The sequence below is a fragment of the Bradyrhizobium sp. AS23.2 genome, assembly GCF_001908185.1.
In the GTDB taxonomy this organism is placed as follows: Bacteria; Pseudomonadota; Alphaproteobacteria; order Rhizobiales; family Xanthobacteraceae; genus Bradyrhizobium.
The window spans coordinates 44,816-67,602 of record NZ_LGHM01000006.1 but is presented as its reverse complement, the minus strand read 5'-3'; the positions used below and the strand labels follow the sequence as shown (position 1 = coordinate 67,602).

The 22,787-nt window shown below is 64.3% G+C and carries 23 protein-coding genes; 7 read left to right on the top strand and 16 right to left on the bottom strand.

Features of this window, described 5'->3' with window-relative positions; genetic code table 11:
• Window positions 1–7: 7 nt before the first annotated feature.
• Window positions 8–706: a helix-turn-helix transcriptional regulator gene (locus tag AC630_RS01005; protein ID WP_074116647.1), complete on the bottom strand. Its 699-nt coding sequence runs from the start codon at window positions 704–706 to the stop codon at window positions 8–10.
• 112 nt (window positions 707–818) lie between these two features.
• On the opposite strand from AC630_RS01005, the gene AC630_RS01000 reads away from it, so the two are divergent.
• Window positions 819–1,082, top strand: a complete 264-nt coding sequence (locus tag AC630_RS01000) for a hypothetical protein (RefSeq protein ID WP_074116646.1) — start codon at window positions 819–821, stop codon at window positions 1,080–1,082.
• A 37-nt stretch (window positions 1,083–1,119) separates the two neighbouring features.
• Window positions 1,120–1,848 carry a glutathione S-transferase family protein gene (locus AC630_RS00995; RefSeq protein ID WP_074116645.1) on the top strand — a complete coding sequence of 243 codons (729 nt, stop codon included), beginning with the start codon at window positions 1,120–1,122 and terminating at the stop codon, window positions 1,846–1,848.
• Window positions 1,849–1,940: 92 nt separating this feature from the next.
• On the opposite strand, the gene AC630_RS00990 is transcribed toward AC630_RS00995, so the two are convergent.
• The 10 genes from AC630_RS00990 to AC630_RS00945 form a co-directional block, all read right to left on the bottom strand.
• Complete coding sequence (locus AC630_RS00990; protein ID WP_074116644.1) at window positions 1,941–3,092, bottom strand: ABC transporter substrate-binding protein; 1,152 nt, start codon at window positions 3,090–3,092, stop codon at window positions 1,941–1,943.
• Window positions 3,093–3,170: 78 nt separating this feature from the next.
• Entirely contained in the window at window positions 3,171–3,590 is a 420-nt protein-coding gene (locus AC630_RS00985) for an acyl-CoA thioesterase (RefSeq protein WP_074116643.1), read from the bottom strand.
• A gap of 96 nt (window positions 3,591–3,686) precedes the next feature.
• Window positions 3,687–4,448: an SDR family NAD(P)-dependent oxidoreductase gene (locus tag AC630_RS00980; RefSeq protein ID WP_074116642.1), complete on the bottom strand. Its 762-nt coding sequence runs from the start codon at window positions 4,446–4,448 to the stop codon at window positions 3,687–3,689.
• 238 nt (window positions 4,449–4,686) lie between these two features.
• Window positions 4,687–6,570 carry a feruloyl-CoA synthase gene (locus AC630_RS00975; RefSeq protein WP_074116641.1) on the bottom strand — a complete coding sequence of 628 codons (1,884 nt, stop codon included), beginning with the start codon at window positions 6,568–6,570 and terminating at the stop codon, window positions 4,687–4,689.
• A complete protein-coding gene (locus AC630_RS00970; RefSeq protein ID WP_074116640.1) occupies window positions 6,567–7,376 on the bottom strand; it encodes a crotonase/enoyl-CoA hydratase family protein in 810 nt (269 codons plus the stop codon). The genes AC630_RS00975 and AC630_RS00970 overlap by 4 nt, the downstream gene beginning before the upstream one ends.
• Window positions 7,377–7,535: 159 nt before the next feature.
• The gene (locus AC630_RS00965) at window positions 7,536–8,216 is read right to left on the bottom strand and encodes a DUF2270 domain-containing protein (protein ID WP_074116639.1); all 681 of its coding nucleotides are present in this window, start codon (window positions 8,214–8,216) and stop codon (window positions 7,536–7,538) included.
• 124 nt (window positions 8,217–8,340) lie between these two features.
• A complete protein-coding gene (locus AC630_RS00960) occupies window positions 8,341–8,802 on the bottom strand; it encodes a DUF3237 domain-containing protein (protein WP_074116638.1) in 462 nt (153 codons plus the stop codon).
• A gap of 13 nt (window positions 8,803–8,815) precedes the next feature.
• The gene (locus tag AC630_RS00955; RefSeq protein WP_074116637.1) at window positions 8,816–10,135 is read right to left on the bottom strand and encodes a TRAP transporter large permease; all 1,320 of its coding nucleotides are present in this window, start codon (window positions 10,133–10,135) and stop codon (window positions 8,816–8,818) included.
• Between the two features lie 2 nt (window positions 10,136–10,137).
• Entirely contained in the window at window positions 10,138–10,647 is a 510-nt protein-coding gene (locus AC630_RS00950) for a TRAP transporter small permease (RefSeq protein WP_074116636.1), read from the bottom strand.
• A gap of 290 nt (window positions 10,648–10,937) precedes the next feature.
• Window positions 10,938–11,954, bottom strand: coding sequence for a TRAP transporter substrate-binding protein (locus tag AC630_RS00945; RefSeq protein ID WP_074116635.1), 1,017 nt, complete (start codon window positions 11,952–11,954; stop codon window positions 10,938–10,940).
• 265 nt (window positions 11,955–12,219) lie between these two features.
• Between AC630_RS00945 and pobA the strand changes: the two genes are divergently transcribed.
• Entirely contained in the window at window positions 12,220–13,389 is a 1,170-nt protein-coding gene (gene pobA / locus AC630_RS00940; protein WP_074116634.1) for a 4-hydroxybenzoate 3-monooxygenase, read from the top strand.
• 315 nt (window positions 13,390–13,704) lie between these two features.
• Window positions 13,705–14,124, top strand: coding sequence for a PaaI family thioesterase (locus AC630_RS00935; protein WP_074116633.1), 420 nt, complete (start codon window positions 13,705–13,707; stop codon window positions 14,122–14,124).
• A 144-nt stretch (window positions 14,125–14,268) separates the two neighbouring features.
• Here the strand turns inward: AC630_RS00935 and AC630_RS00930 are convergent, their stop codons facing one another.
• The gene (locus tag AC630_RS00930; protein ID WP_074116632.1) at window positions 14,269–15,153 is read right to left on the bottom strand and encodes a LysR family transcriptional regulator; all 885 of its coding nucleotides are present in this window, start codon (window positions 15,151–15,153) and stop codon (window positions 14,269–14,271) included.
• 123 nt (window positions 15,154–15,276) lie between these two features.
• Here AC630_RS00930 and AC630_RS00925 point away from each other — a divergent pair, with 123 nt between their 5' ends.
• The 3 genes from AC630_RS00925 to AC630_RS00915 all read left to right on the top strand — a co-directional run bounded on the left by AC630_RS00925 (window position 15,277) and on the right by AC630_RS00915 (window position 17,270).
• The gene (locus AC630_RS00925) at window positions 15,277–15,906 is read left to right on the top strand and encodes a pyridoxamine 5'-phosphate oxidase family protein (protein WP_074116631.1); all 630 of its coding nucleotides are present in this window, start codon (window positions 15,277–15,279) and stop codon (window positions 15,904–15,906) included.
• A gap of 220 nt (window positions 15,907–16,126) precedes the next feature.
• On the top strand, window positions 16,127–16,564 hold the full coding sequence (locus AC630_RS00920) for a hypothetical protein (protein WP_074116630.1): 438 nt from the start codon (window positions 16,127–16,129) through the stop codon (window positions 16,562–16,564).
• Between the two features lie 304 nt (window positions 16,565–16,868).
• Window positions 16,869–17,270 carry a hypothetical protein gene (locus tag AC630_RS00915; protein WP_245330216.1) on the top strand — a complete coding sequence of 134 codons (402 nt, stop codon included), beginning with the start codon at window positions 16,869–16,871 and terminating at the stop codon, window positions 17,268–17,270.
• A 160-nt stretch (window positions 17,271–17,430) separates the two neighbouring features.
• Here the strand turns inward: AC630_RS00915 and AC630_RS00910 are convergent, their stop codons facing one another.
• From AC630_RS00910 to AC630_RS00895, 4 genes are all read right to left on the bottom strand, one after another.
• Entirely contained in the window at window positions 17,431–19,407 is a 1,977-nt protein-coding gene (locus AC630_RS00910) for a M48 family metallopeptidase (RefSeq protein WP_074116629.1), read from the bottom strand.
• A gap of 68 nt (window positions 19,408–19,475) precedes the next feature.
• A complete protein-coding gene (locus AC630_RS00905; protein WP_074116628.1) occupies window positions 19,476–20,072 on the bottom strand; it encodes a LemA family protein in 597 nt (198 codons plus the stop codon).
• A 215-nt stretch (window positions 20,073–20,287) separates the two neighbouring features.
• On the bottom strand, window positions 20,288–21,019 hold the full coding sequence (locus AC630_RS00900) for an ABC transporter ATP-binding protein (RefSeq protein ID WP_074116627.1): 732 nt from the start codon (window positions 21,017–21,019) through the stop codon (window positions 20,288–20,290).
• A complete protein-coding gene (locus tag AC630_RS00895; RefSeq protein ID WP_074116626.1) occupies window positions 21,016–22,785 on the bottom strand; it encodes a branched-chain amino acid ABC transporter ATP-binding protein/permease in 1,770 nt (589 codons plus the stop codon). The genes AC630_RS00900 and AC630_RS00895 overlap by 4 nt, the downstream gene beginning before the upstream one ends.
• Between the last annotated feature and the right edge of the window lie 2 nt (window positions 22,786–22,787).

The following is a 22,787-nucleotide window of genomic DNA, read 5'->3' as shown; positions in this document are numbered from 1 at the left end:
ATCGTGCTCACGTGTCCTTTGGCGGGCCCCAGACCAGGCTCTGCCGCCATTTCGCGCGCAGCACGTCGCGCCGCTCCGGATATCGCTCGTCGAGATAAGTCGCGTCCACCACGCGGTCGGTGCGGAAGCTGCGGAAGTCGCTGCGCAGCTCGCACCAGGCCGCGAGCAGGCGGACCGCTTCGAGATAACCGACCGAGATCGGCCAGACCATGCGCTCGCTGGGGCGGCCTTGCTCGTCGCGATAGCGCAGCAGGATCTTCTTGCCTTCGTGGATCTGCGTGCGCGTTCGCGCCATGTCCAGGCGGTCAGGCTCCCTGTTCCAGCTCGGTCGCGCCCGGCTCGCGGGCTCAAGCACGAAGGGGCGCAGGCGTTCGGGCACGGTGTCGGCGATCTTGGCCATCAAATCCTCGGCAGCGCGCGCTAGTGCGGAATCGGCATGGCCCGCGACCCATTGCGCGCCCAGCACTGCTGCCTCGATCTCGTCGGGTGTCAGCATGAGCGGCGGGAGGTCAAAACCCTTTTCCAGGATGTAGCCCATGCCCGCTTCGCCGCGGATCGGCACGCGCTGGCCCATCAGTGTTGCGATGTCGCGATAGATCGTGCGCTTCGAGGTCTCGAGTTCGGCCGCGATCGCATCCGCCGTCAGCGGCTTACGCGTGCGCCTCAGCACCTGGATGATCTGAAACAGCCGGTCGGCGCGTCTCATGACAATTCTCTCATCGGGGGCGGATCAGCAAACGGCGCGTGGATGCTGACAGGATGTTGGCAGCAGGGGAGTTCTATACCGGGACAACACATCGACTGAAGAGGATTTGTCCATGATCATTCCAACCCATTTCGGTCCGGTTGGTCCGTTGTGGCGCGCACAGGCCTCGCTGTATTCCCGGGCCTTCAGCCGCCTCATGTTTTTCGATCTCACCGTCGTCGACCTCCGCGTTGCGCTCGCGACCATGGTGACACGTTCGCTGATCCAGGCTGCGGACGCGCTGGTCCGCCATATCATGGGCCGCGCCTGGCGGGGGGCCCGTTTCGCAGAAGATATCACGGCTGCTGCCACCATGGTGGCAGCAGCCGGTCACTAGGTTCCGTCAACTCTTTCGCAGGTCCAGGAGAGCTCGCATGATCACGCTTTACGGCTTTGGCACCGGCTTCGGCCTGCCGGAAATCAGCCCTTTCGTCACCAAGACGGAGGTGCAGCTCAAGATGGCGGGATTGCCCTACCGCAAGGAGCGCGCGATGCCGCCGGCTTCGCCCAAGGGGCAGTTGCCTTTCATCGACGATGGCGGCGAGGCGGTCGCCGATTCAACCTTCATCCGCGCCCATATCGAGCGCCGTTACGGCTTCGATTTCGACGCCGGCCTGTCGCTGGCCGAGCGCGCGCAGGCCTGGGCGTTCGAGCGCATGATCGAGCATCACGTGTACTGGGCGCTGGTCGGCGCGCGCTGGGTCGATCCGGTCAATTTCGCCAAGGGGCCAGCGCATTTCTTCGATGGCGCGCCGGAGCACAACCGCGAGAAGCTGCGCGAGGATGCGCAGTTCCGTGTTGCCGAGAACTATCTGCTCTCCGGCCTCGGCCGCCACGCGCCTGATGACGATGTCGACCTCGCGGTGCGTTCGCTGTTCGCGCTCTCGGTGCAGCTCGGCGACAAGGCTTATCTGATGGGCAGCAAGCCCTGCGGTGTCGATGCCACCGCCTTCGGCGCGCTCGCCGGAATCCTCACGCCGTTCTTCGAATCCGCCCTGCGCCAGCGCGCCGAGGGATTTCCGAACCTAACCGCCTATGTGGACCGTATGATGGACACATACTATCCGGAATTCGCCTGGACGCCGCTGCGGCAGGCGGCCTGAAACCGGGCTTACGAAGTCGCGAAAGAGAAGTCGCAAAGGAAAAGAGCCGGCCCAATGGGCCGGCTCTCGTCGTCTCAGGACTGTCGCGGCTCTTACTTCGCGAGCGTGTACTTGCCGTCCTTCACCGTGAGCAGGATACGCGAGCGGTCGTCGAGGCCGAAGCGGTCTTTTTCGGTGAAATTGTAGACGCCCTGGCTCGCCGCAATTTCCTTTTCCGACAGCAGCGCCTGGCGGATCGCTTCGCGGAATTCCGGCGTACCGGGTTTCGCGGTCTTCAGCGCGGTCGGAATGACGCGCTTGAGGACCTCGAAGGCATCGTAGGAATGGCCGGCGAACTGGCTGCGGCTGTTCGGGCCGTACTTGGCTTCATAGGCCGTGTTGAGCGCGAGGCCAGGCTTCTTGGTCGCGGCTTCGTCCGGCTGATCCTCCGGGTCCATCACCGGACCCGAGGCCATCAGCACGCCTTCGGCGGCCTTACCCGCGATGCGGATGAAGTCCATGCTGGCCGCGCCGTGGGTCTGGTAGATCAGGCCCTTGTAGCCGCGCTCGCGCAGCTCGGTCTGCGGCAGTGCCGCGGCCGTGCCGGAAGCGCCGATCAGGACCGCGTCGGGATTGGCAGCAATGAGCTTCAGCACCTGGCCGGTCACCGACGTATCAGGCCGGGCAAAGCGCTCCTCATCGACCATGGTCATGCCCATCGGCAGGCCCTGGGCCTTGAAGTCGTTGAACCAGAGATCGCCGTAGGAGTCGGAATAGCCGATATAGCCGACCGTCTTCACGCCCTTCGACTTCATATGCTCGTAGAGCACCTTGCCCATGATCGGTATAGGCTGCGGCATCGACACCGACCACTTGGCGCGCTCCGGCGTGATCGGGAACGGCGCAAGGCCGAAATGCGGAATGCCGGCTTCGTTCGCCACGTTGGAGATCGCGATCGACGGCGGGGTCGTCGAGGAACCCATGACGATGTCGGCCTTGGATTCGGTGACGAAGCGACGCGCGTTGGTGGTCGCCGTGGTCGGATCGCCGCCGTCGTCGAGCACGATCACCTTCAGCGGCACGCCGCCGATCTCCTTCGGCACGAATTCCAGCGCGTTGCGCTCGGGAATGCCGAGGGCCGCGGCGGGACCCGTGGTGGTCACGCTGATGCCAATGGTGATGTCGGCGGTCTGTGCCAGCGCGGGCAGGGCCGGCAGCGCCAGCGCAGCCGCGGTGATGGCGGCGGTCAGGTAAAAGCGTTTCATCTATTCCTCCCTTTACGCGTTCTTTGAAAGCAGAAATCGAGGGGTAATTCAGCCCCCTCTTTTTGGTGATGCGGCGATTTAGCTCCCGATGAACTTCGCTACCATTTCCGGAGGAAATGGTGCCGATTTCAGCTTGTCTGGGTTAACGGGATCGCGGCCGACCAGGACGCGGGTCTCAAAGCCCTCGATCGCCAGCGCCTCGCCCTTGTAGACGTTGTGCTTCACCTCGAAACTCGAGCGCTTGATACTCTCGATTTTCGTTTCGATGGTGATCCAGTCGCCATAGGTCGAGGGGATGTAGAACTTGGCCCGCGTGTCGACCATGGGGATCCCCACCAGGCCGTATTTGCGGACCAGGTCCTGCTTGGAGAACCCGGCGACCTCGAACAGGGTCGACGTCGAATCGTCGAACATCGCGAAATAACGCGGGTAGTAGACGATGTTGGCGGGGTCGCAATCACCCCACTGGATCTGGACGTCGCGCCGGTTCACGAACATGCGATTTGCACCCGCGGCGGCCGTTTCTCACCTCTCCCAATGGGTCCCAATGGGAGAGGTAAGGTCGAGATCGCTGCTGCAATTCCGCTCATCAATCTACTTCGGCGCCATGCGCAGCGAGCCGTCGAGCCGCACCACCTCGCCGTTCAGGTAGGAATTCTCGACCATGTGCAGCGCGAGCGCGGCGAATTCGTCGGCGTTGCCGAGCCGGCGCGGGAAGGGGATCGCGGCGGCGAGCGAGTCCTGGGCTTCCTGCGGCAGGTTCGCCAGCAGCGGCGTGAGGAACAGGCCGGGCGCGATCGTCAGCACGCGGACGCCGAACTGCGCCAGCTCGCGCGCGATCGGCAGCGTCATGCCGACAATGCCGCCCTTGGAGGCCGAATAGGCCGACTGGCCGATCTGGCCGTCATAGGCGGCAACGGAGGCCGTGTTGATGATGACGCCGCGCTCGCCGGTCGCCTGCGGGTCGAGCTTGGACATCTCGGTGGCGGCAAGGCGCAGCATGTTGAAGGTGCCGATCAGATTGACCTTGATCACCTTGTCGAAATCGGCGAGCGCCATCGGGCCATCGCGGCCGACCACCCGCTTTGCAACGCCGATGCCGGCGCAATTGACCAGCACGCGGGCCGGGCCATGGGCCTTGGTCGCCTGTGCGATCGCGGCCTCAGCCGAGGCGGCGTCGGAGACGTCGCAGGTCACCGCCACGCCCTTGATCTCGGCGGCAACTGTCTCGGCAAGCTTGGTGTTGAGGTCGCAGACCGCGACCTTTGCGCCCTGCGCCGCCAGCTTTCGCGCGGTCGCCGCGCCCAGTCCCGATGCGCCACCGGTGACGATGGCAGCCTGATCCTTCAACAACATGACCTTCTCCTTTGGCGATTCAAATTCTGACGAGATCGTATCAAAGCGTTCGGTGCGCTCCCTCGCCCCGCTTGCGGGGAGAGGGTTGGGGTGAGGGGGGCTCTCCGCGGGGGAGGTGGGAGCTGGACTCGTGGAGACTCCCCCCTCACCCGAATTTGCGCGTTGCGCAAATTCGACCTCTCCGCCGCAAGCGGGGCGAGGTGAAGGAAGCGCCGACCGGTTCATTCCAACTCTCATGTTAGCCGACCGATATCACACGGTCCGATGGATTGGCAGCATAGAGCTCCTCGATCAATGCTGTGCGATGCTCGAGCACAGCGCGCTGGTTGATCGAGCCCTTGTCGGTGACTTCGCCCTTGTCGATCGAGAGCGGCGTATCCATCAGGATTGCACGCGTGATCCGCGTCGAGGAGCCGGTGGCTGAGCCGAGGAAGCTGGTCAGTCGCTCGCGAAAAGCCTCGCGCACCAGCCGGTCGCGCGCGGTGACGGTGAGATCGTCGGCCGGCAGTGTCGGGTTGATCAGCCGGCAGCCGTCGAGATCGAGCAGCACGAGCGCGGAGATTTCGTCGCGGTTGATGCCGGCGATGACGACGTCGCGCACCAGCGGCGCGCAGGCCGCGACAAAACGTGCGCGCAAGGGGCCGACGCTGACCCAGGTGCCGCTTGCGAGCTTGAAGTCCTCGCTGACACGGCCGTCGAAATCGAAGCCCGCATTGAAATCATCGGGGTCGGACGGCTTGAGCGCATCGCCCATCTTGTAAAATCCTTCCTCATCGAAGGATTTTGCGGTGATGTCGGGCTGGCGCCAGTAGCCGGGCATCACGTTCGGCCCCTTGGCGCGGACCTCGAGCTTGCCGTTGTCAGGAACGAGCTTGGCATCATTGCCCGAGACCGGGAGGCCGACATGGCCGGAGCGGCTGGTGCGTGGATTGACCGACATGAAGAACGGCGCGGTCTCGGTGGCACCGAGGCCCGTCAGCATCGGCACGCGATAGCCTTTTTCCTTCACCGCGAGCTCGTCGAGGCTGTTCCAGACGAAGGGCGAGAGCGCCGCGCCGGAAAAGAACATCGCGTGCAGCCGGTCGAAGAACTTTGCGCGCAGGCCCTGGTCGTCGCGTAGATAAGGCAGCAGCGACTCGTAGCCCTTGGGCACGTTGAAATAGACCGTCGGCGAAATCTCCTGGAGATTGCGCACGGTCTCCTCGATGCCGCCGGGCATCGGCTTGCCGGCGTCGAGATACATCGAGCCGCCATTGTAGAGCGTCAGCCCGATATTGTGGTTGCCGCCAAAGGTGTGATTCCAGGGCAGCCAGTCGATGATGACAGGCGGCTCGTCCTTGAGGAAGGCGAGCGTCTCGCGCAGCATCACCTGGTTGGCGCAAATCATGCGCTGGGTGTTGATGACGGCCTTGGGATTGCCGGTCGAGCCCGAAGTCAGCAGGAACTTTGCGATCGTGTCGGGGCCGATTTTTTCGTGCACCGCGTCGAGATCGCCACGGACCGGCGTTGCGATGAGATCGGCGAGCAGCGTGACGTCGCGGCCTGGTACGCCGCCATAGGAGGCGGCAATCTCGGTGCCGGGCGAAACATTGGCGGCGAGTGCGTCGGCGAACTTGTCGGCATCCTCGGCGAAGACGAGGCCGGGCGTCAGCAGCTTCATCAGATAAGAGAGCTTGCCGTAGTCCTTCGACACCAGCGAATAGGCCGGCGACACCGGGCAGAACGGAATGCCGGCATAGAACGCGCCGAAGGCCAGCAGCGCATGGTCGATCGAATTGCCGGAGAGGATGACGACCGGCCGTTCCGCGGACAGACCGCGCTGGATCAGGCTCGAGGCGATGTGCCGGCTCGCGGTGAGCAGCTCCGCGTAAGTGATCTTGCGCCAGCCGCGGCCGCCTTCACGCTCCGCCATGAAGACGCGGTCCGGCGTCGTCTTGGCCCAGTGATGCAGGCGATCGGTGATACGGACGGGATAATCGCCGAGCGGCTGCTTCGGCCGCAGGTAGATCGTGCCGTCGTCGCGCCGTTCGATATTAACGGCGGGATCGCCGAACGAGATCGGCCGCAGCGGAAAAATGCTCGCGCCGCGCTCTGTGCTGGAAGAGGACGGCTGCGCGCTCATGACTTCGGCTTCACCTTGGCGGTCTTGTGCTCGAGGAATTCGCGGATCCTGCGCTTCGCCTCCTTGTCGCTCTGCGCGACGGTGGCCATCAGCGATTCCATCAACAGACCGGTCTGCGGGTTGGCTTCGGCGATCATCGGCAGCGCCTGGAGCACGGCGAAATTCGTCAGCGGAGCGTTGGAGGCGATCTTGGTCGCAAGCTCCAGCGCCTTGGTGAGGCCGTTGCCGGCCTCCGTCACATATTGCGCAAAGCCGTAGGATGCGCCTTCGGTCGCGCTATAGACGCGGCCGGTCAGCATCATGTCCATCATCCGCGCTACGCCGATCAGCCGCGGCAGCCGCACCGAGCCGCCGCCGCCGACGAAGATGCCGCGTTGCCCCTCGGGCAGCGCGAAATAGGTCGAGGGCTCGGCGACGCGGATATGCGCCGCACAGGCGAGCTCGAGCCCGCCACCGATCACGGCGCCCTTGAGCGCCGCGATCACGGGCACGCGGCTGTACTGGATGCGGTCGAACACCCGGTGCCACATCTGCGAATGCAAGAGGCCGCCGGTCGCGTCATGGTCCTGGAGTTCGGAGAGGTCGAGACCGGAGGAGAAATGATCACCAATGCCGTGGATGACGACCGCGCCGATATCCTCGGGCAGTGACGCAAAACATTCGCCGATTTCCAGGATGATGCCGTCGTTGAGCGCATTGCGCTTGGCCGGCCGGTTCAGACCCACGGTCAAAACCCTGTCCGCCCGCTCGATCTTGAGCAGCCCGGCGGCTCCCGCATCAGCGGCCTCGGCGTTTCCCTGTGTCATTTGCGTCCTTATCAGAATAGTTATGTTGTATAACGAATTCTGAGGGAGTCAACAAGGAGGACGGGTTTCCCTGCCCGTCGAGGGGCTGGGTGAACTCGTCCCGGATCCCGCCCAAGAGGGCAAGAGCCGCGCCTGCGCTGCTGCGGCAGTTCCCTGTTGCTAGCCCATCGCCACTCCGGCGCCCTTCGCTCCGTGCTCGCGCTGGTCGAACCATAACGTGCCGAGCGCGAACGCCAGCCAGCCGAAATCGTAGGCAAAGCCCATGATCAGAACGATCCAGCCGGGAAGCGGTCCGACGGCCGCGCGATCGACAAATTCGGCCAAGCTGGCGGCGGGCGCCGGATGGATTGCAATCTTGCCGTAATAGGCGACCGCCTGGATGACGAGAATCCCGGCGTAATTGCGACGCAGGCGCCGCCCTGCGGCGCGGGCGAATGAAATGTGATAGCGGGGCGCGGTGTAATCGCGCGCGAGAATTGCCTGCCAGCTGTCGTCGTGCGCCTCGCCTGTGAACATCGGCGCATAGAAATTCTTCTCCAGCCAGCGGGCGCGGGCGCGCCAGACGTTGAAATAGCGATAGCGCCGCGCCTCCATCGCGAGGAACACGGCGATCAGCAGTCCGACGAGGACGAGCGGCAGGGGAGATGCTTGCGGGCTCGAAAAGGTCGTCGACAGCGCGATGCCCATCGTGACGATCGACCAATTGGTCGTGTTGTCGAGCCGCGTTCGCCAGATCGTCGAGCGATAGACCTCGCCCCGGTAGAGATGGGCGATGGCGCCCATTTCGGCAGGATCAAAGTTGCGATGCGGGCTTGAGCCGTTGGAAGCCATAAGGGACATGGTGGCACTCCCTTGGTCTGCACAATCTTGCGCGCATATCCTGAACCAGCTGGGCCCCGGGGCAAAGGCCCTGCGTGGTTTTTGCAGGAGGGGATTGATAAGGTCCAACCAGGAGGCAGGCGCCTCACATCACCTGATGTACATCCACCACCACGCGGTCCGCGTGCCGCGCGGCCGAGGCGACAAAGATGTGCTGCATCAACCAGCGGTACTTCTCATTCCCCGTTTCGAATTTCGGCACAGTGCGGAAATAGATCAGCTTTGGATCGACCGGCTCACCGCGCTTGAGCTTTTGCAACAGCTCGACCCGCCCGAAGCGCATGCCCTTGTTCTCGACATAGACGATGGCGCCGTCGTCGGTTTCGAAGGCGTATTTTGCTTCGAGATCGATCAGCTCGTTGGGGCGGATGGTCTGGAAGTCGGCGCCGAACGGCAGCACCTTGCCGGTGATCGCGCCCTTCACTTCACCGCCGATGATCGGAATGATGCGGCGGACACCGATGCCAGTCTCGCCGGCGGTGACGACGTCGCCGATCCTGGCGGTGATGGTGAAGACGTATTTGGTTTCGAGCGTCGGTGTGGTCATCGCTTCACGCCTCTCAATTCGCCATCATGCGTGTCGGCAGCCATGTCGCCAGCAGCGGGAAGGCGATCAAGATCACCAGACGCACCAGGTCCGTCGCCACGAACGGGATCACGCCCTTGAAGATGGTGGAGAAGGAGACGTCCTTCACCACGCTCTTGATGACGAAGACGTTCATGCCGACAGGCGGATGGATCAGGCCTAGCTCGACCGTCATGACGATGATGACGCCGAACCAGATCGGGTCGAAGCCGAGATGGGTGATGACCGGGAAGATGATCGGTACGGTGAGGATGATCATCGCCATGGCGTCCATCAGGCAGCCGAGCACGAGATACATCACCATGATCAGCGCCAGCACGCCGTAGGGACCGAGGCCCAGCCCGGTCAGGAATTCGGTCACCTTCTGCGGCGTCTGCGTCACCGTGAGGAAGTAGCCGAAGATTAAGGCGCCGATCAGCACGGTGAACACGGCGGCCGCGGTACGCGTTGCCTGGAGCAGCGAGGCCAGCACCTTCTCGCGGTCGAGCCGTCCCGTGACGATGCCGATGATGAAGGCGCCCGCAGCGCCGACGCCGCCGGCTTCCGTCGGCGTGAAGCGCGGCAGGAACGGCAGGCCGTAGAGGCCGCCGATGACGAACACGAACAGCAGCACCGGCGCCCAGATGTCCTTCAGGCCGGCAAAGCGCTCGCGCCACGGCAGCACCTTGCCCTTGGGCAGGAAATCGGGACGGAAATAGCCGATCAGGCCGATCGTGATCATGTACATCGTCATCGCCAGGAGGCCCGGAATGATGCCGGCGATGAAGAGTTTTCCAATGTCCTGCTCGGTGATGATGCCGTAGACCGCAAGCACGGTGGAGGGCGGCAGCATTGCGCCCAGCGTTCCGCCGGCGGCGATCACGCCGGTTGCGAAGGACTGCGGATAGCCGAAGCGGCGCATCTCGGGATAGGCGACGGCGGAGAAGGTCGCGGCGGTCGCCACCGACGAGCCGCAGATCGCGGCAAAGCCGCCGCAGGCGCCGACGGTTGCAATACCGAGCCCGCCACGCAAATGCCCGACAAAGCCGTTGGCGGCCCGGAACAGTTCGCGGCTCATGCCGGAATTGCTGACGAAGGATCCCATCAGCAGGAACATCGGGATGACGCCGAAGGTGTAGTCCGTGACCGTGCGCATCGAGGTCTGGCCGACCAGCTTCAGCGCCGGCGTCGTGCCGACGATATAGGAGAAGCCGGACACGCCGACGAGGCCCATGGCCATGCCGACGGGCACGCGCAGCAGCATGAGGGCAAACAGGGAAACGAAGCCGATAACGGCGACGGCATCGGTGCTCATGATTACTCCGTCGCCTTCAGCTTGGGGTCGTGCATGTCTTCCGGGTGGAAGATCAGCCGGTAGGTGCGGATCGCGATCAGCAGCACGGCGGAGACGTCGCCGATCCAGGCGATCGCGAAGAACGGCCAGGTCGGCATGTGCATGTCGAAGGTCTGGACGTTGTCGTTGTAGGTTCCGCGCACCTTGTCGAACAGCGTCCAGGTCTGCACCGTGACGACGAACAGCAGCACCAGTGTCGCGAACACGTCGATCCAGCGCTGATAGCGCGGCCCGACATTGCCCCAGACCAGGTCGACCGTGATGTGGGTGCCGCGATAGGAGGTCGCCGCGATGCCCCAGAAAATGAGGATGCCGAGCAGCATACGGCCGATGTCGAAACTGTCGGGGATCGAATAGTTCAGCGTATTGCGCAGCAGCACCGACAGAAAAATGTCGAGTGCGACAATGCCGACGAAGCCGGCCGCGATCCACTCGATCGTGTCGATGACGCGATCCATCCAGGAGCGCTTCATGGGAGTTTCCTGCCTGATGTCATTCTCGCTCTCGATTCCAGCGGCGGTTCTTCGCCTCTCCCCGCGTGCGGGGAGAGGCCGGAATTCGCGCGCAGCGCGGATTCCGGGTGAGGGGGACTCTCCGCGCGTCGAACTGCCACCGCCCTTGCGGAGACTCCCCCCTCACCCCAACCCTCTCCCCGCAGGCGGGGAGAGGGAGAGGAAGCGTCGTGCGCACCTCATATCTCGGCCCGCTTGCAGAACAACGGCGGCGAGATGCTTCCCGCCGCCGTGTTTCCTTCGATGCGAGGCTACTCCGCCAGCGCGTTGTACTTCTTCAGCGAGGCCTTCAGATCCACGAGCGCGGCGTCCGGATCGGCGCCCGCTTTCTTGGCGCCGTCGGCCCAGGTCTTGACCAGCGGTTCGGCGGCCTTCTTCCAGGCGGCGGTCTGCTCCGGCGTCAGCTTGTAGACATCGTGGCCTGCCTCCGCCTTTATCTTGTCGATACCGGCATCCTCGAACTTGCCCCAGTGCTCGCCGACCACGCCGGCCATCTCGACCGAGCAGTTCTTGTCGATCGCGGCCTTCTGCTTGTCGGACATCGCGTTGTACTTGTCCTTGTTCATCACGAACACGAACGTCGTTGTGTAGAGCGGCGCCTCCATGTCGTACTTGGTCACCTTGTCGATGCCGAACAGCACCAGCGAGCCCCAGGGAAAAGTGACGCCGTCGGCGACGCCGCGCTCGATGATGTCGCGTACTTCGGGCGCGGAGGACTGCACATTGGTGCCGCCGAGCGAGGTGACGAAATTCGCCATGGTGGCGTGGGCCGGGCGGATCTTCAGGCCCTTCACGTCCTCCGGCATCACGATCTTCTTGGTGCGGGAGTGGAAGGAGGAGGGCGAGTGGACGAAGGCGAGGCAGTACTTGACGTCCTTCATCTCCTTCTCGGCATATTTGCGGTACCAGGCGTCCAAGCCCATCGAGCCGCCCTTGGCGTCCGAGATCAGGAACGGCAGCTCGCCGGCGCCGACGATCGGGAAGCGGCCGGGCTGGTAGCCGGGATTGACGTAGGTGACGTCGGCGATGCCGTCGCGTGCCATGTCGTAATGGTCGAAGGCCTTGCCGAGCTGCTGGGCCGGAAACACCTTGCCCTTGATGGTGCCGCCGGAATCCTTCTCCACCGCGGCCGCCCAGTCTTCCAGCGATTTTTGCAGCGGATGCGAGGCCGGCACCCAGTGCGAGATCTTCAGGTCGAAGGTCTTGTCCTGCGCGAACGCGGGCGTCACGCTTGCTGCCAGCAGCAAAGCCAGACAGGCTTTCCTCATCGGTCGTCTCTCCCTCTTTCTGACGGCGGGCTTCGATGGCCCGGTCTCGTTAGTTAACATGTTATATAATCGGCTGGCGGGTTCAAGCCGGAACCGGCGCGGCGCGCCACTGCCGTCATCTACGACAGCCATGGTGCATGGATTTGTCGCGCTGCGGCAGCGAGCACTCCCCTTTTGCCAAACCGTTATATGATATAATTATCCTGCGCGGGCCGACACGACAAGCGAGCCGCTACGAACCCTACAGGATCGGGAGGAGCAAGTATTGCGGACAAAAGTCGCAATCATCGGGGCCGGGCCGGCCGGATTGTTGCTTGGGCAACTGCTGCATCAATACGGCATCGACAACGTCATTCTTGAGCGGCAGAGCCCGGACTACGTGCTCGGGCGCATCCGCGCCGGCCTCCTGGAAGAGGGAACCGTCGCGCTGCTCGACCAGGTCGGCGCCGGCGCGCGTGCGCATGCCGAAGGTCTGGTTCATGAGGGCATCGAGCTCGCCTTTTCCGGCCGCCGTCATCGCATCGATATGAAAGGCGCGACCGGCAAGACGGTCATGATCTATGGCCAGACCGAGGTCACGCTCGACCTGATGAATGCGCGCAAGGCCGCCGGTCTCACCTCGATTTATGAAGCCAAGGACGTGCAGCCGCATGATTTCGACGGCAGTCACCCGCGCGTAACCTATGTCAAGGATGGTGTCACCCACGAGATCGATTGCGACTTCATCGCCGGCTGCGACGGCTTTCACGGCGTCAGCCGCGCCAGCGTCCCGGCGTCGGCGATCGAGGAGTTCGAGCGGGTCTATCCGTTCGGCTGGCTCGGTATTCTGTCCGAGACGCCGCCTGTCAGCCACGAGCTGATCTATTCCAACCACGCCCGCGGCTTTGCACTCTGCACCATGCGCTCGATGAAGCGCAGCCGGCATTACGTCCAGTGCTCGCTCGATGATCATGTCGACCAGTGGCCGGATGACCGCTTCTGGGACGAGTTGAAGCGCAGGCTCGACCAGGAGGCCGCCGACAGCCTCGTCACGGGTCCCTCGATCGAGAAGAGCATCGCGCCGCTGCGCAGCTTCGTCGCCGAGCCGATGCGCTTCGGCAGGATGTTCCTGTGCGGCGATGCCGCGCACATCGTGCCGCCGACCGGCGCCAAGGGGCTGAACTTAGCTGCGAGCGACGCGCATTACCTCGCGAGCGCCTTCCGCGAATTCTACGACGAGAAAACGAATGCCGGGATCGACGCCTATTCCGCCAAGGCGCTGGCGCGGGTCTGGAAGGCCGTGCGCTTCTCCTGGTGGATGACCTCGATGCTGCACAAATTCCCCGACACCGGCACCATCGGCGCGCGCATCCAGCTCGCCGAGCTCGACTACGTCACGCAATCACAGGCCGCAATGACATCGCTGTCGGAGAATTACGTGGGGCTGCCGTTCTAGGACGGTCTCGTAGGGTGGGCAAAGCGTAGCGTGCCCACCAACTTTCTGAATGGTGGAGAGACGGTGGGCACGGCGCTACGCGCCTTTGCCCACCCTACGGCATCGCGCGCCGCCTCCACACCGTCTTTGCGAGCGCAGCGAAGCAATCCAGACTGTCTCTGCGGAAAGACTCTGGATTGCTTCGTCGCTTCGCTCCTCGCAATGACGGGAGTGACCGTTTCAAACACCCGCGCAAATTCCGTTTAAAACTTTGTAGGCAGTGAAACTGTCATCCGCATCGCGTTCAATGCTGGCGACCAGCAACGCGAGACGCGCATGACCGACACCGACATCCCCGGCGGCTTCGAGCCGCTTTCCCGCAAGAGCCCCCTCACCGAACCCTGGGAGCCGCTCTACGCGAAGAAAACCGACAAGGCCGTCATCATCGGCCTGCGGCTGGCAAAGCCGCACACCAACGGCCGCGGCCTGATCCATGGCGGCCTCATTGCGGCGCTCTCCGACAACGCCATGGGCTATAGCTGCGCGCAGGCGACGAACTGGACCACATCATTCGTGACCATCTCGCTCACGGTCGATTTCGTCGGCTCCGCCGAGATCGGCCAGTGGCTCGCGATCGAGAGCGACGTCATCAAGACCGGCAAGACGATCTGTTTTGCGCAGAGCCTGATCAAGGCCGACGATGCTGTGATCGCGAGAGCCAGCGGAACCTTCCGGGTGGTGCCGAGAAAGGGATGATGCTTTCGTGCCCCGGACGCGCTGCAGCGCTTGCGCTGCTGCGCAGAGCCGGGGCCCATGCGTCGACGTGAGACCCAGCCGCCTTCTGGGTCCCGGCTCTGCGGAGCGGCATTCCATGCCGCGCCGCGTCCGGGACATGCACGACTACCCGAACCTCCACTGCGTCGTCTCCACCACGAGATCGATGAACGCGCGCACCTTGGCCGAGAGCAGGCGTGAGGTCGGGTAGACGATGTGGATCGGTAGCGCCGGCTGCTCGTATTCCGCCAGCAGGATCTTCAGCCGCCCGCGCTTCAAGCCCTCGGCGGCCTGATAGGCCAGCACGCGCGTCACGCCGCCGCCGGCCTCGGCATATTGCAGCGATGCATCGGCGCTGTTGCTGATGAATCGGGGAGAGGGCGTCACCTCGATGTCGCGGCCGTCCTGCACGAAGCGCCAGTTGGCGGATGGACCGAACTGGATCGTCTGATGCGCGCGCAGCGCTTCCGGCGTCTTCGGCTCGCCGTGACGCTTCAGATAGCCGGGCGCGGCCACCACGATCCGTCGCATCTCGCCGACCTGCCGCGCCACCAGCGAGGAATCGGGGAGATGGCCGATCCGCACTGCGGCGTCGACGGCGTCTTCCACCAGGTTCACCAGATGATCCGATAGCCTGAGTTCGCAGGCAACCTCGGGATAGCGCTTGAGATAGGCGGTCATGACCGGGCCGACATGGAGCCGGCCGAAGCCGACCGGCGCCGACACCACCAGGCGTCCGCTCGGCCGGTTGCGCTCCGCCCGCGCGGAGCCGTCGGCCTCCTCGACATCGGCGAGAATGCGCCGTGCGCGCTCAAGATACCGCGTGCCGACATCGGTCAGCGTCACCTGCCGGGTGGTCCGCTGCAGCAGCCGCGCGCCGAGATGCTCCTCCAGCGCTGCGATCAGCCGCGTCACGGCCGAAGCCGACAGGCGCAGCTTGCGGGCCGCCGGCGCAAAGCCGCGCAGATCGGCGACGGTGACGAAGACTTGCATGGCCTCAAGGCGATCCATGGACATTATTGCATATATCGCAATGATGAAGTGTCAAGACGGTCGATTGTTTTGAACGACGAAAGGTCCATTTTGGCGGGTGAAAGACGCAGCGAATGCGCCGGAATTCCAGGAGATATTCCGATGACGACAGCAGTCCGCACCTATGCCAGCGCTGTGGCCTTCACGCCCGCAGTGAAGGCGATCCAGGCGCGCAAGGGTTCGCGTGAGGCCTATGGCCGCGTCGAGCAGCGCGGCTGGCGCACCGAGGTCGACGATGACCTCGCCGCGCGCCTGGCCGATGCCAGCAGCTTCTATTTCGCCACGGCCTCCGCCGACGGCCAGCCCTATATCCAGCACCGCGGCGGGCCGAAGGGCTTTTTGAAGGTGCTGGACAAGCAGACGCTCGCCTTCGCGGATTACGCCGGCAACCAGCAATATCTGACGCAAGGCAATCTCTCGGAGAATCCCAAGGCGTACATCTTCGTGATGGACTACGCCCATCGCCGCCGGGTGAAGATCTGGGGAGAGGCGCGCGTGGTCGAGGACGACGAGGCGCTGACGCAGTCGCTGATGCCCAGGGGATATCGTGCGCGGTCCGAGCAGGTGATCGTGTTCAAGATCGCGGCCTGGGACACGAACTGCGCGCAGCATATTCCGCAGAAGTTCGATGCGGCGGATGTTGCGGCCGCGCTGGCAGCCCGGGACCAGCGCATCGCGGAGCTGGAGGCAGAAGTGGCGGCGCTGAAGGGCGAGAACGCGGCGACGTACTGACTTCAAGCGACGGAAAGTGCCACACGCCGGTGCGCGCCGCTCCATGCTTGGCCGGCGGGTGGATGGTCGCAAAAAATGGGACAGCCGTTAAGATTTCGGACCGCAATGGCGTCGCATTCGAGGCGAAGGATACATCCTCCGCAAAACGCGACCGTGTGCACAAGATCAGAGACGCGTGCGGATGCCGAAGGGCTGAAAATCGTGAAAGGGAGCCAGAGCCATGAAACCGTCGTCTCTGCTGGTTTCCGCTTTGGCCGCGGCTGCCCTCACCTCAGCCCATGCAACCGAGCGGCCCCAAGTCCGCGATATCATCACGTTGCAGGGCCAAACGCTCGTCTGCTTCGATCTGGAGAACACCAAGGAGCTGGAACGCACGCACGCCATGGAGGGCCTCTCGGCGGCGCTGCGTTTTGTCGACCGTCATCCCCTGCCGGACAAGCCCGCGGCGGGGACCGGCATGTTCACCAACGTCTGCAGCCGCTTCGGGCCAAGCGGAACGATGTACCGGGTCAAAAAGATCTACGACTGGACGAGCGGCGGGATGACGCTGTTCTGTATTGACCTGGCGACAAAATGGAATCTCGGCCCGCCAGCCGAGGAGAAAGGACCGCGGGCTGAGTCAGCCGACAATTGCTGGTGGGGGCGGCTCGATTATTGAGCAGATTACTTATTGAGCAGATTACTCACGATCCGCACTGGCGCGCTTGGGGCTAGTGTCCACTCCAGCATCCTCAGATTTCGCCAACAGCGGAGCCACGCCTGCGCGCAATAACATGATCAAACTGACCTGGATGAGTCCTTCCTGAACTTCAAGAAGTCAAATGGAGGAATTGAAATGTCGGTCCCTTGCAAGTTCGAACGCAGCCTCCTCAGCCACGAAGAATATGAGACGATCCGCCTCACGCACCACCCCGCCATCTATGGCGTCGAGGTGGTTGAGCTTGAGGCCATGCGCCCCCCGCTTGCGCAAGATGCACGATAAGGAGCGAACGTTCGACCGACAAAGGCGGCGAGAGAGGCGTGGAAAGGCTGAGACACGCGGAGCAAGCTTTCCAGGAACCGCCGAACATGCATCAGAGCGCAAGCAGGTTTTCGCCGCGGCGCTGAAGCGGCTGAACAAGGAGCTCAGGCGTCTTCGCGACCTGACAGTTCGGACCGCACATATCGAAGCGGCTCGGAAGGCTCTCGCGCTGCATCGCGCCACGAACTTCACAACTTATCCCCCTGCCGGCGCGACCGCGAACGAAGGCATGATGCCGAAGGCGAGCACACGTCGAAGAAAGATCATTACAGGCGCAAAAATCGGTCGAGTGTCCCAAGCGACGAAGGTCGCCCAGGCGGTGCGCGACGCGCGAGGTGCATGAGTGCGGCCTTGAGGCAATGGTCGCTACCTCGGCCATTGTCTCAACGCACGTGGTGGCTCCTAGAACGTTTTCGAGCGAAGTGGATACCGGTTCGCGTCAAGAAAACGCGTCAAAAAAGAATCTAGAGCCCCGTTCCGATTCCATCGGAACGGAAATGGCTCTAGCTTCGGCGAAATGCCTGCACTGTCGTTGATCCTCCCCCCGCTTCCCCCACGACGAGCGGCGGTAGCGGGCAGTCGAGCGTATCGCAAATGGCGCGGAGCAGCTCCGCTTCGCGGACGGTGACCTGCTGGTTTGCCAGGATGCAGGCCGCGCAGGCGACGACGATCCGGCGCTTGATGGCCGGGACGGATTGATTGAGCGTTTGCAGCGCCGCGTCGAACTCGGCGAGAGAGCATTCCTCTCGTGGCGGCAGACGGTGGGTGTGGTCACCGCCGATGTAGCTGCGCATGCCCGTATCGAAGGCCGGGGCGGCCTGGTCGCGTTCCGACTGACCTTCCCAGGCCAATAGCGCCAACACCGCCGCCACCGGGTGCGCCAGTTTTTCCGGCGAGTTGTGCACTGGGCGCGTCTTACGCTGCGGCAAGAACTGGGAGTCGAGATGGCGATGCAGCACACAGCGGAGGGTGTACTCGAACAGGCTTAGCCGCTGGTCGGCGATCATGAGCCTCTCGACTTCGGCGCGGAAAGACCGGTGCTGGCCGGGCGACATCTGCCGCAGGGCTGGCATGGCCAGGTCCAGAAGGGGCAGCCGGTGCGTGTCCGGCAGGGCCTGGACAGGGGCGAGCAGCCGCAAGGTTTCGGCGAAGTCGTGCGGCCCAGTGCCGGCCTTCAGCCGGGTCAGCTGGAGGTCCCGCAGGTCCGCCCGCCGGTCCAGGAGAAGGGCGTAGACCAGGGCGCGAGCACTGAATGGCTCTTGAGCGGCGACCCGGAGCACGTCGGGCATGCCGTCGCGCAGCGCGTTCGCGCGGCTGATTTCTTCCGGGTCGACCTGGCCGACCCGGGACGCCGCTTCGTCGGCAAACCTCAAAATCGGCAACGGCACCTGTGGCAACCCCGGTAACCTCGGCATCCCGGCGAACGGCGGGACACGGCTGCGGCGGGCACCTTCGAGTTCTTCCCGATCGACACTGACCGGCCGCACCTCCAGGAATTGGCCGTCGAACTGGGGATCGAGCCGGCGGATGCGCTCGACGAGGGGCGGGTGGGTGGCCAGCAGTCCGGCGAGCCCCCCGCCGGCGAAGGCGTTGGCGAAAAACATGTGGCCGACCTCGGCCGCCTGTGGGTTGGCGATGCGCGACCCCTCGGCCAGCCCGCCGATCTTCTTGAGCGCTCCGCCAATGCCATCGGGATTGCGCGTGAACTGGACGGCGCTGGCGTCGGCCAGGTACTCGCGCTGCCGAGACACCGCCGCCATGATCAGCCGACCGAAGAACGCTCCCACCAGGCCCAGCACAAACACGCCCAGGCCCAGCAGCATCAGGCCGCCACGGGAATCATTCCTTCCCGAAGAGCGTCCGGACGTGAACATGAGCATACGGCCCATGATGGACAACGCCATGATCCCGAAGATCAGGCCGATCAGCCGGATGTTGAGCCGCATGTCGCCGTTGAGGATGTGGCTGAACTCGTGGGCCACCACCCCCTGCAGCTCGTCGCGGGTCAAATAGTTGAGGCAGCCCTGGGAGACGGCGACCACGGCATCGCCCGGGGCGTAACCGGCCGCGAAGGCATTGATGCCGGGCTCCGCCAGAACATAGACGGGGGGCACCGGCACTCCCGCGGCAAGCGCCATTTCCTCGACGACGTTGAGCAGTCGCTTCTCCCGCGCGTCGGTGGTCGTGCCGGGCACCTCCACACCACCCAGCATCAGGGCGACGGCCTGGCCGCCGGACGAGAGCTGGGCCACCTTGAACACGCTCGCAGCCCCGACCACGAGGCCCACCCCCGGCGCCGCGAGCAGGAGCAGCTCCGGCTGCCACCAGGACACCGGCTCGGGGCCGCTATCCAAGCTGACCGCGACCAACAGCCCATACACCAGGGCGATCAGAATCAGGATCGCCAGGACGAAATAGACCACCAGCTGGAGGGTCTTGCGTCGGGCCGAATCCTGCTGCTGAAAGAAATTTGTGGCCATGGTCAGAGACGACTTTGCGAGCGTGGAACCGGAAGCACGGGACGCATCGGAACGGCGGACGTTCCGGGTTAGAACGACACCTTGGGCGCTGAGCGCTCGGTCTCTGGGGCTTCGAGCAGCGCCGCCTCCTTGAAGCCGAACACGCCGGCCACCGTGTTGGCCGGGAAGACCTCGCGCCGGATGTTGTAGGTGGCGGCGGCGTCGTTGAACGCTTGCCGGGCGAAGGCGATCTTGTTCTCGGTCGAGCTCAGCTCCTCCTGCAGGGCGAGCATGTTCTGGTTGGCCTTGAGGTCCGGGTACGCCTCGGACAGGGCAAAGAGCCGGCCCAGGATGCCGCCCAGCTGGGCCTCGGCCTGGTTATGCTCCCTCACGGCCGCCGGGTCGCTGGGGTTGGCGGCAACTTTCTGCTCGGCCGCCATCGCGGTGTTGCGGGCCTTGATGACGGCGTCGAGCGTCTCCCGCTCGTGGGCCATGTAGCCCTTGACGGCTTCTACCAGGTTCGGAATCAGCTCGTAGCGGCGTTTGAGTTGCACGTCGATCTGGGCGAAGGCGTTCTTGAAGCGGTTCGCGGCGACCACCAGTCCGTTGTAGATGCCCATGAGCCAGAGGGCGAACAGCAGCACGACGCCCAGAAGCACGATCAGCGCAATTGTGACGGGACTCATGAGCCATGACCTCCGACGAGAGGACTGTTGGTCTGGTCAATCGCACGATCACCGGCGCCACGCCGGCGCAACACTTGTCTGACGGAACCCGGCCGAAAACTTGGCAAAATCCCAAGGGCGACCGGTCGAGGACGGTACTATCTTTGTCGTGTGTCGCCGCTCTGCGCGCAGTTACCTACGAACTTTCTGGACGGGAGGCCGGCCTGCGCGGCAACCTACAATACACCAGTGCCTTCGTGCTGGAAACCAAGATAGCTTGCCGCGACCCGTTCGTTGGCCGCGATGTCACTGGCCTTGCCGCTCAGCACGAACTCGCCGAGTTCCATCACGTAGGCCTGGTCCGCGATCTTCAGCGCGGCCTGCGCATTCTGCTCGACCAGCAGCACGGAGACGCCGCTGGCGCGCAGTTCGGTGATGATCCGGAAAATGTCGGCGACGATGATGGGGGCGAGGCCGAGACTGGGCTCGTCCAGCATCAGCAATTTCGGCTCGCCCATCAGCGCGCGGCCCATCGCGAGCATCTGCTGCTCGCCGCCGGAGAGTGTGCCGGCGAGCTGCTTGCGTCGCTCCTTCAGCCGCGGAAACAGCGTGTAGACGCGCTCCATCGAGGCTTTCGCCTTGCTCCTCTCGATGCGGAAGGCACCAAGCTCGAGATTGTCCTCGACATTCATGGTCACGAACAGCTCGCGGTGCTCCGGCACGAGCCCGAGCCCCATCGCGACGCGATCCTCGATGTCGAGCCGCGCGAGATCCTGGCCGGCAAAAGCGACGCGGCCTTTCAGCGGCAAAATGCCCATGATGGCAGAGAGCAGCGTGGTCTTGCCTGCGCCGTTGGCGCCGACGATGGTGACGATCTCGTTTTGGCCGATCTCGAGCGAAACCGAGCGCACCGCCTCGACCTTGCCGTAGGCGACGTGGGCGTCGGTGACGGATAACAGCGCGCTCATGCCGCCACTCCGAGATAGGCCTTGATCACTTCGGGATTGGTCTTGATCGTGGCCGGCGTACCCTCCGCGATCTTGGTGCCGAAATCGAGCACTACGATGCGGTCAGCGAGGTTCATCACAAAGCCCATGTCGTGCTCGACCAGCAGCACGCTCATGCCGCCGTCGCGCAGCTCACGCAAAAGCGTCGCGAGCCGCTGCTTCTCCATGTGGCGCAGGCCCGCGGCCGGCTCGTCGAGCAGCAGCAGCGTCGGGTCGACGCACAGGGCGCGCGCGATCTCGACGATGCGCTGCTGGCCGAGCGAGAGACTGCCTGCGAGCTGATGCATCTGGTCGGCGAGGCCGACGCGCTCGATCTGGCGGGCGGCCTCGGCGAGCAGCTTGGCCTCATCAGTGCGGTCGAGCCGCAGCATCGAGGCGAGCGGCCCCGAATGGCCGCGCAGATGCGCGCCGATCGCGACATTCTCCAGCACGGTCATGTCAGGCACGAGCTTGACGTGCTGGAAGGTGCGCGAGATGCCGAGCTTGACGATCTCCTGCGGCGGCGCCTTGTCGACCTTCTTCCCGAGCACCGAGATCGAGCCTGAGGTCGCCGACAGCACGCCGGTGATGAGGTTGAACGTCGTGCTCTTGCCGGCGCCGTTCGGCCCGATCAGCGCGACGATCTCGCGGGCCTGGACGTCGAAGGAGACGTTGTTGACCGCAACCACGCCGCCGAACTGCTTTCGCGCCTTCTCCACCTGGAGCAGCACGCCGGACTGGCCTGCCGGGCGGCTGCGCTGCTCCAGCTTCAGCGAGGTGTCCGGCTTCTTGCCACTGGTGCGCTCGGGCAGGAACGACATCAGCCATGGCCAGACGCCGCCGGGCGCGAGCTGCAACAGCGCCACCAGCATGATGCCGAACACGATGGTCTCGACCTGGCCGGAGCCGGGCAGGATCAGCGGCAGGTAGCTTTGCAGCACCTCCTTGAGGATCACGACGATCGCCGCGCCCAGCACGCCGCCCCAGACATAGCCGGCGCCGCCGACCACCGCGATGAAGAGATATTCGATGCCGGCGTGCGCGCCGAACGGCGTCGGGGTCACCGCGCGCTGAAGATGCGCGTAGAGCCAGCCGGAGAGGCCGGCGAGCACCGCGGCATGGATGAACACCAGGAGCTTTGCGCGCGGCGTGTGCACGCCGAACGCCTCGGCCGCGACATGGCCGCGCCGGAGCGCGCGGATGGCGCGGCCGGTGCGGGAATCCAGCAGGTTCATCGTGAGCAGGGCCGAGACGAGCACGGCGACCCAGATCGCGTAATAGATCGAGCCGGGCGAGAGCATCTTGAACGAGCCGATCGACAGCGGCGGGATCGCCGAGATGCCGTCGTTTCTCCCCAAAAATTCCAGCTTGCTGAAGAGGTAGAACAGGCCGAGCCCCCAGGCGAGCGTGCCGAGCGGCAGATAATGGCCGGAGAGGCGGACGGTGATCAGGCCGAGCAGCACCGCGAACAGGCCGCTGACCGCGAGCGACAGCGGCAGCGTCAGCCAGGGCGACAGGCCGTAGGCCGTCGACAGCACCGCGGTGGTATAGGCGCCGAAGCCGACGAAAGCTGCCTGTCCAAAAGAGGTCAGCCCGCCGACGCCGGTGAGCAGCACGAGGCCCATCGCGACGAGAGCCGCGAGGCCGATATTGTCGAGCAGCACGATCCAGAACGGCGGCACGCCCGGTACGAACGGGATCGCTGCCATCAGAAGCGCGAAGATGAGGATGGGAAGCCGGCTCTGCATCG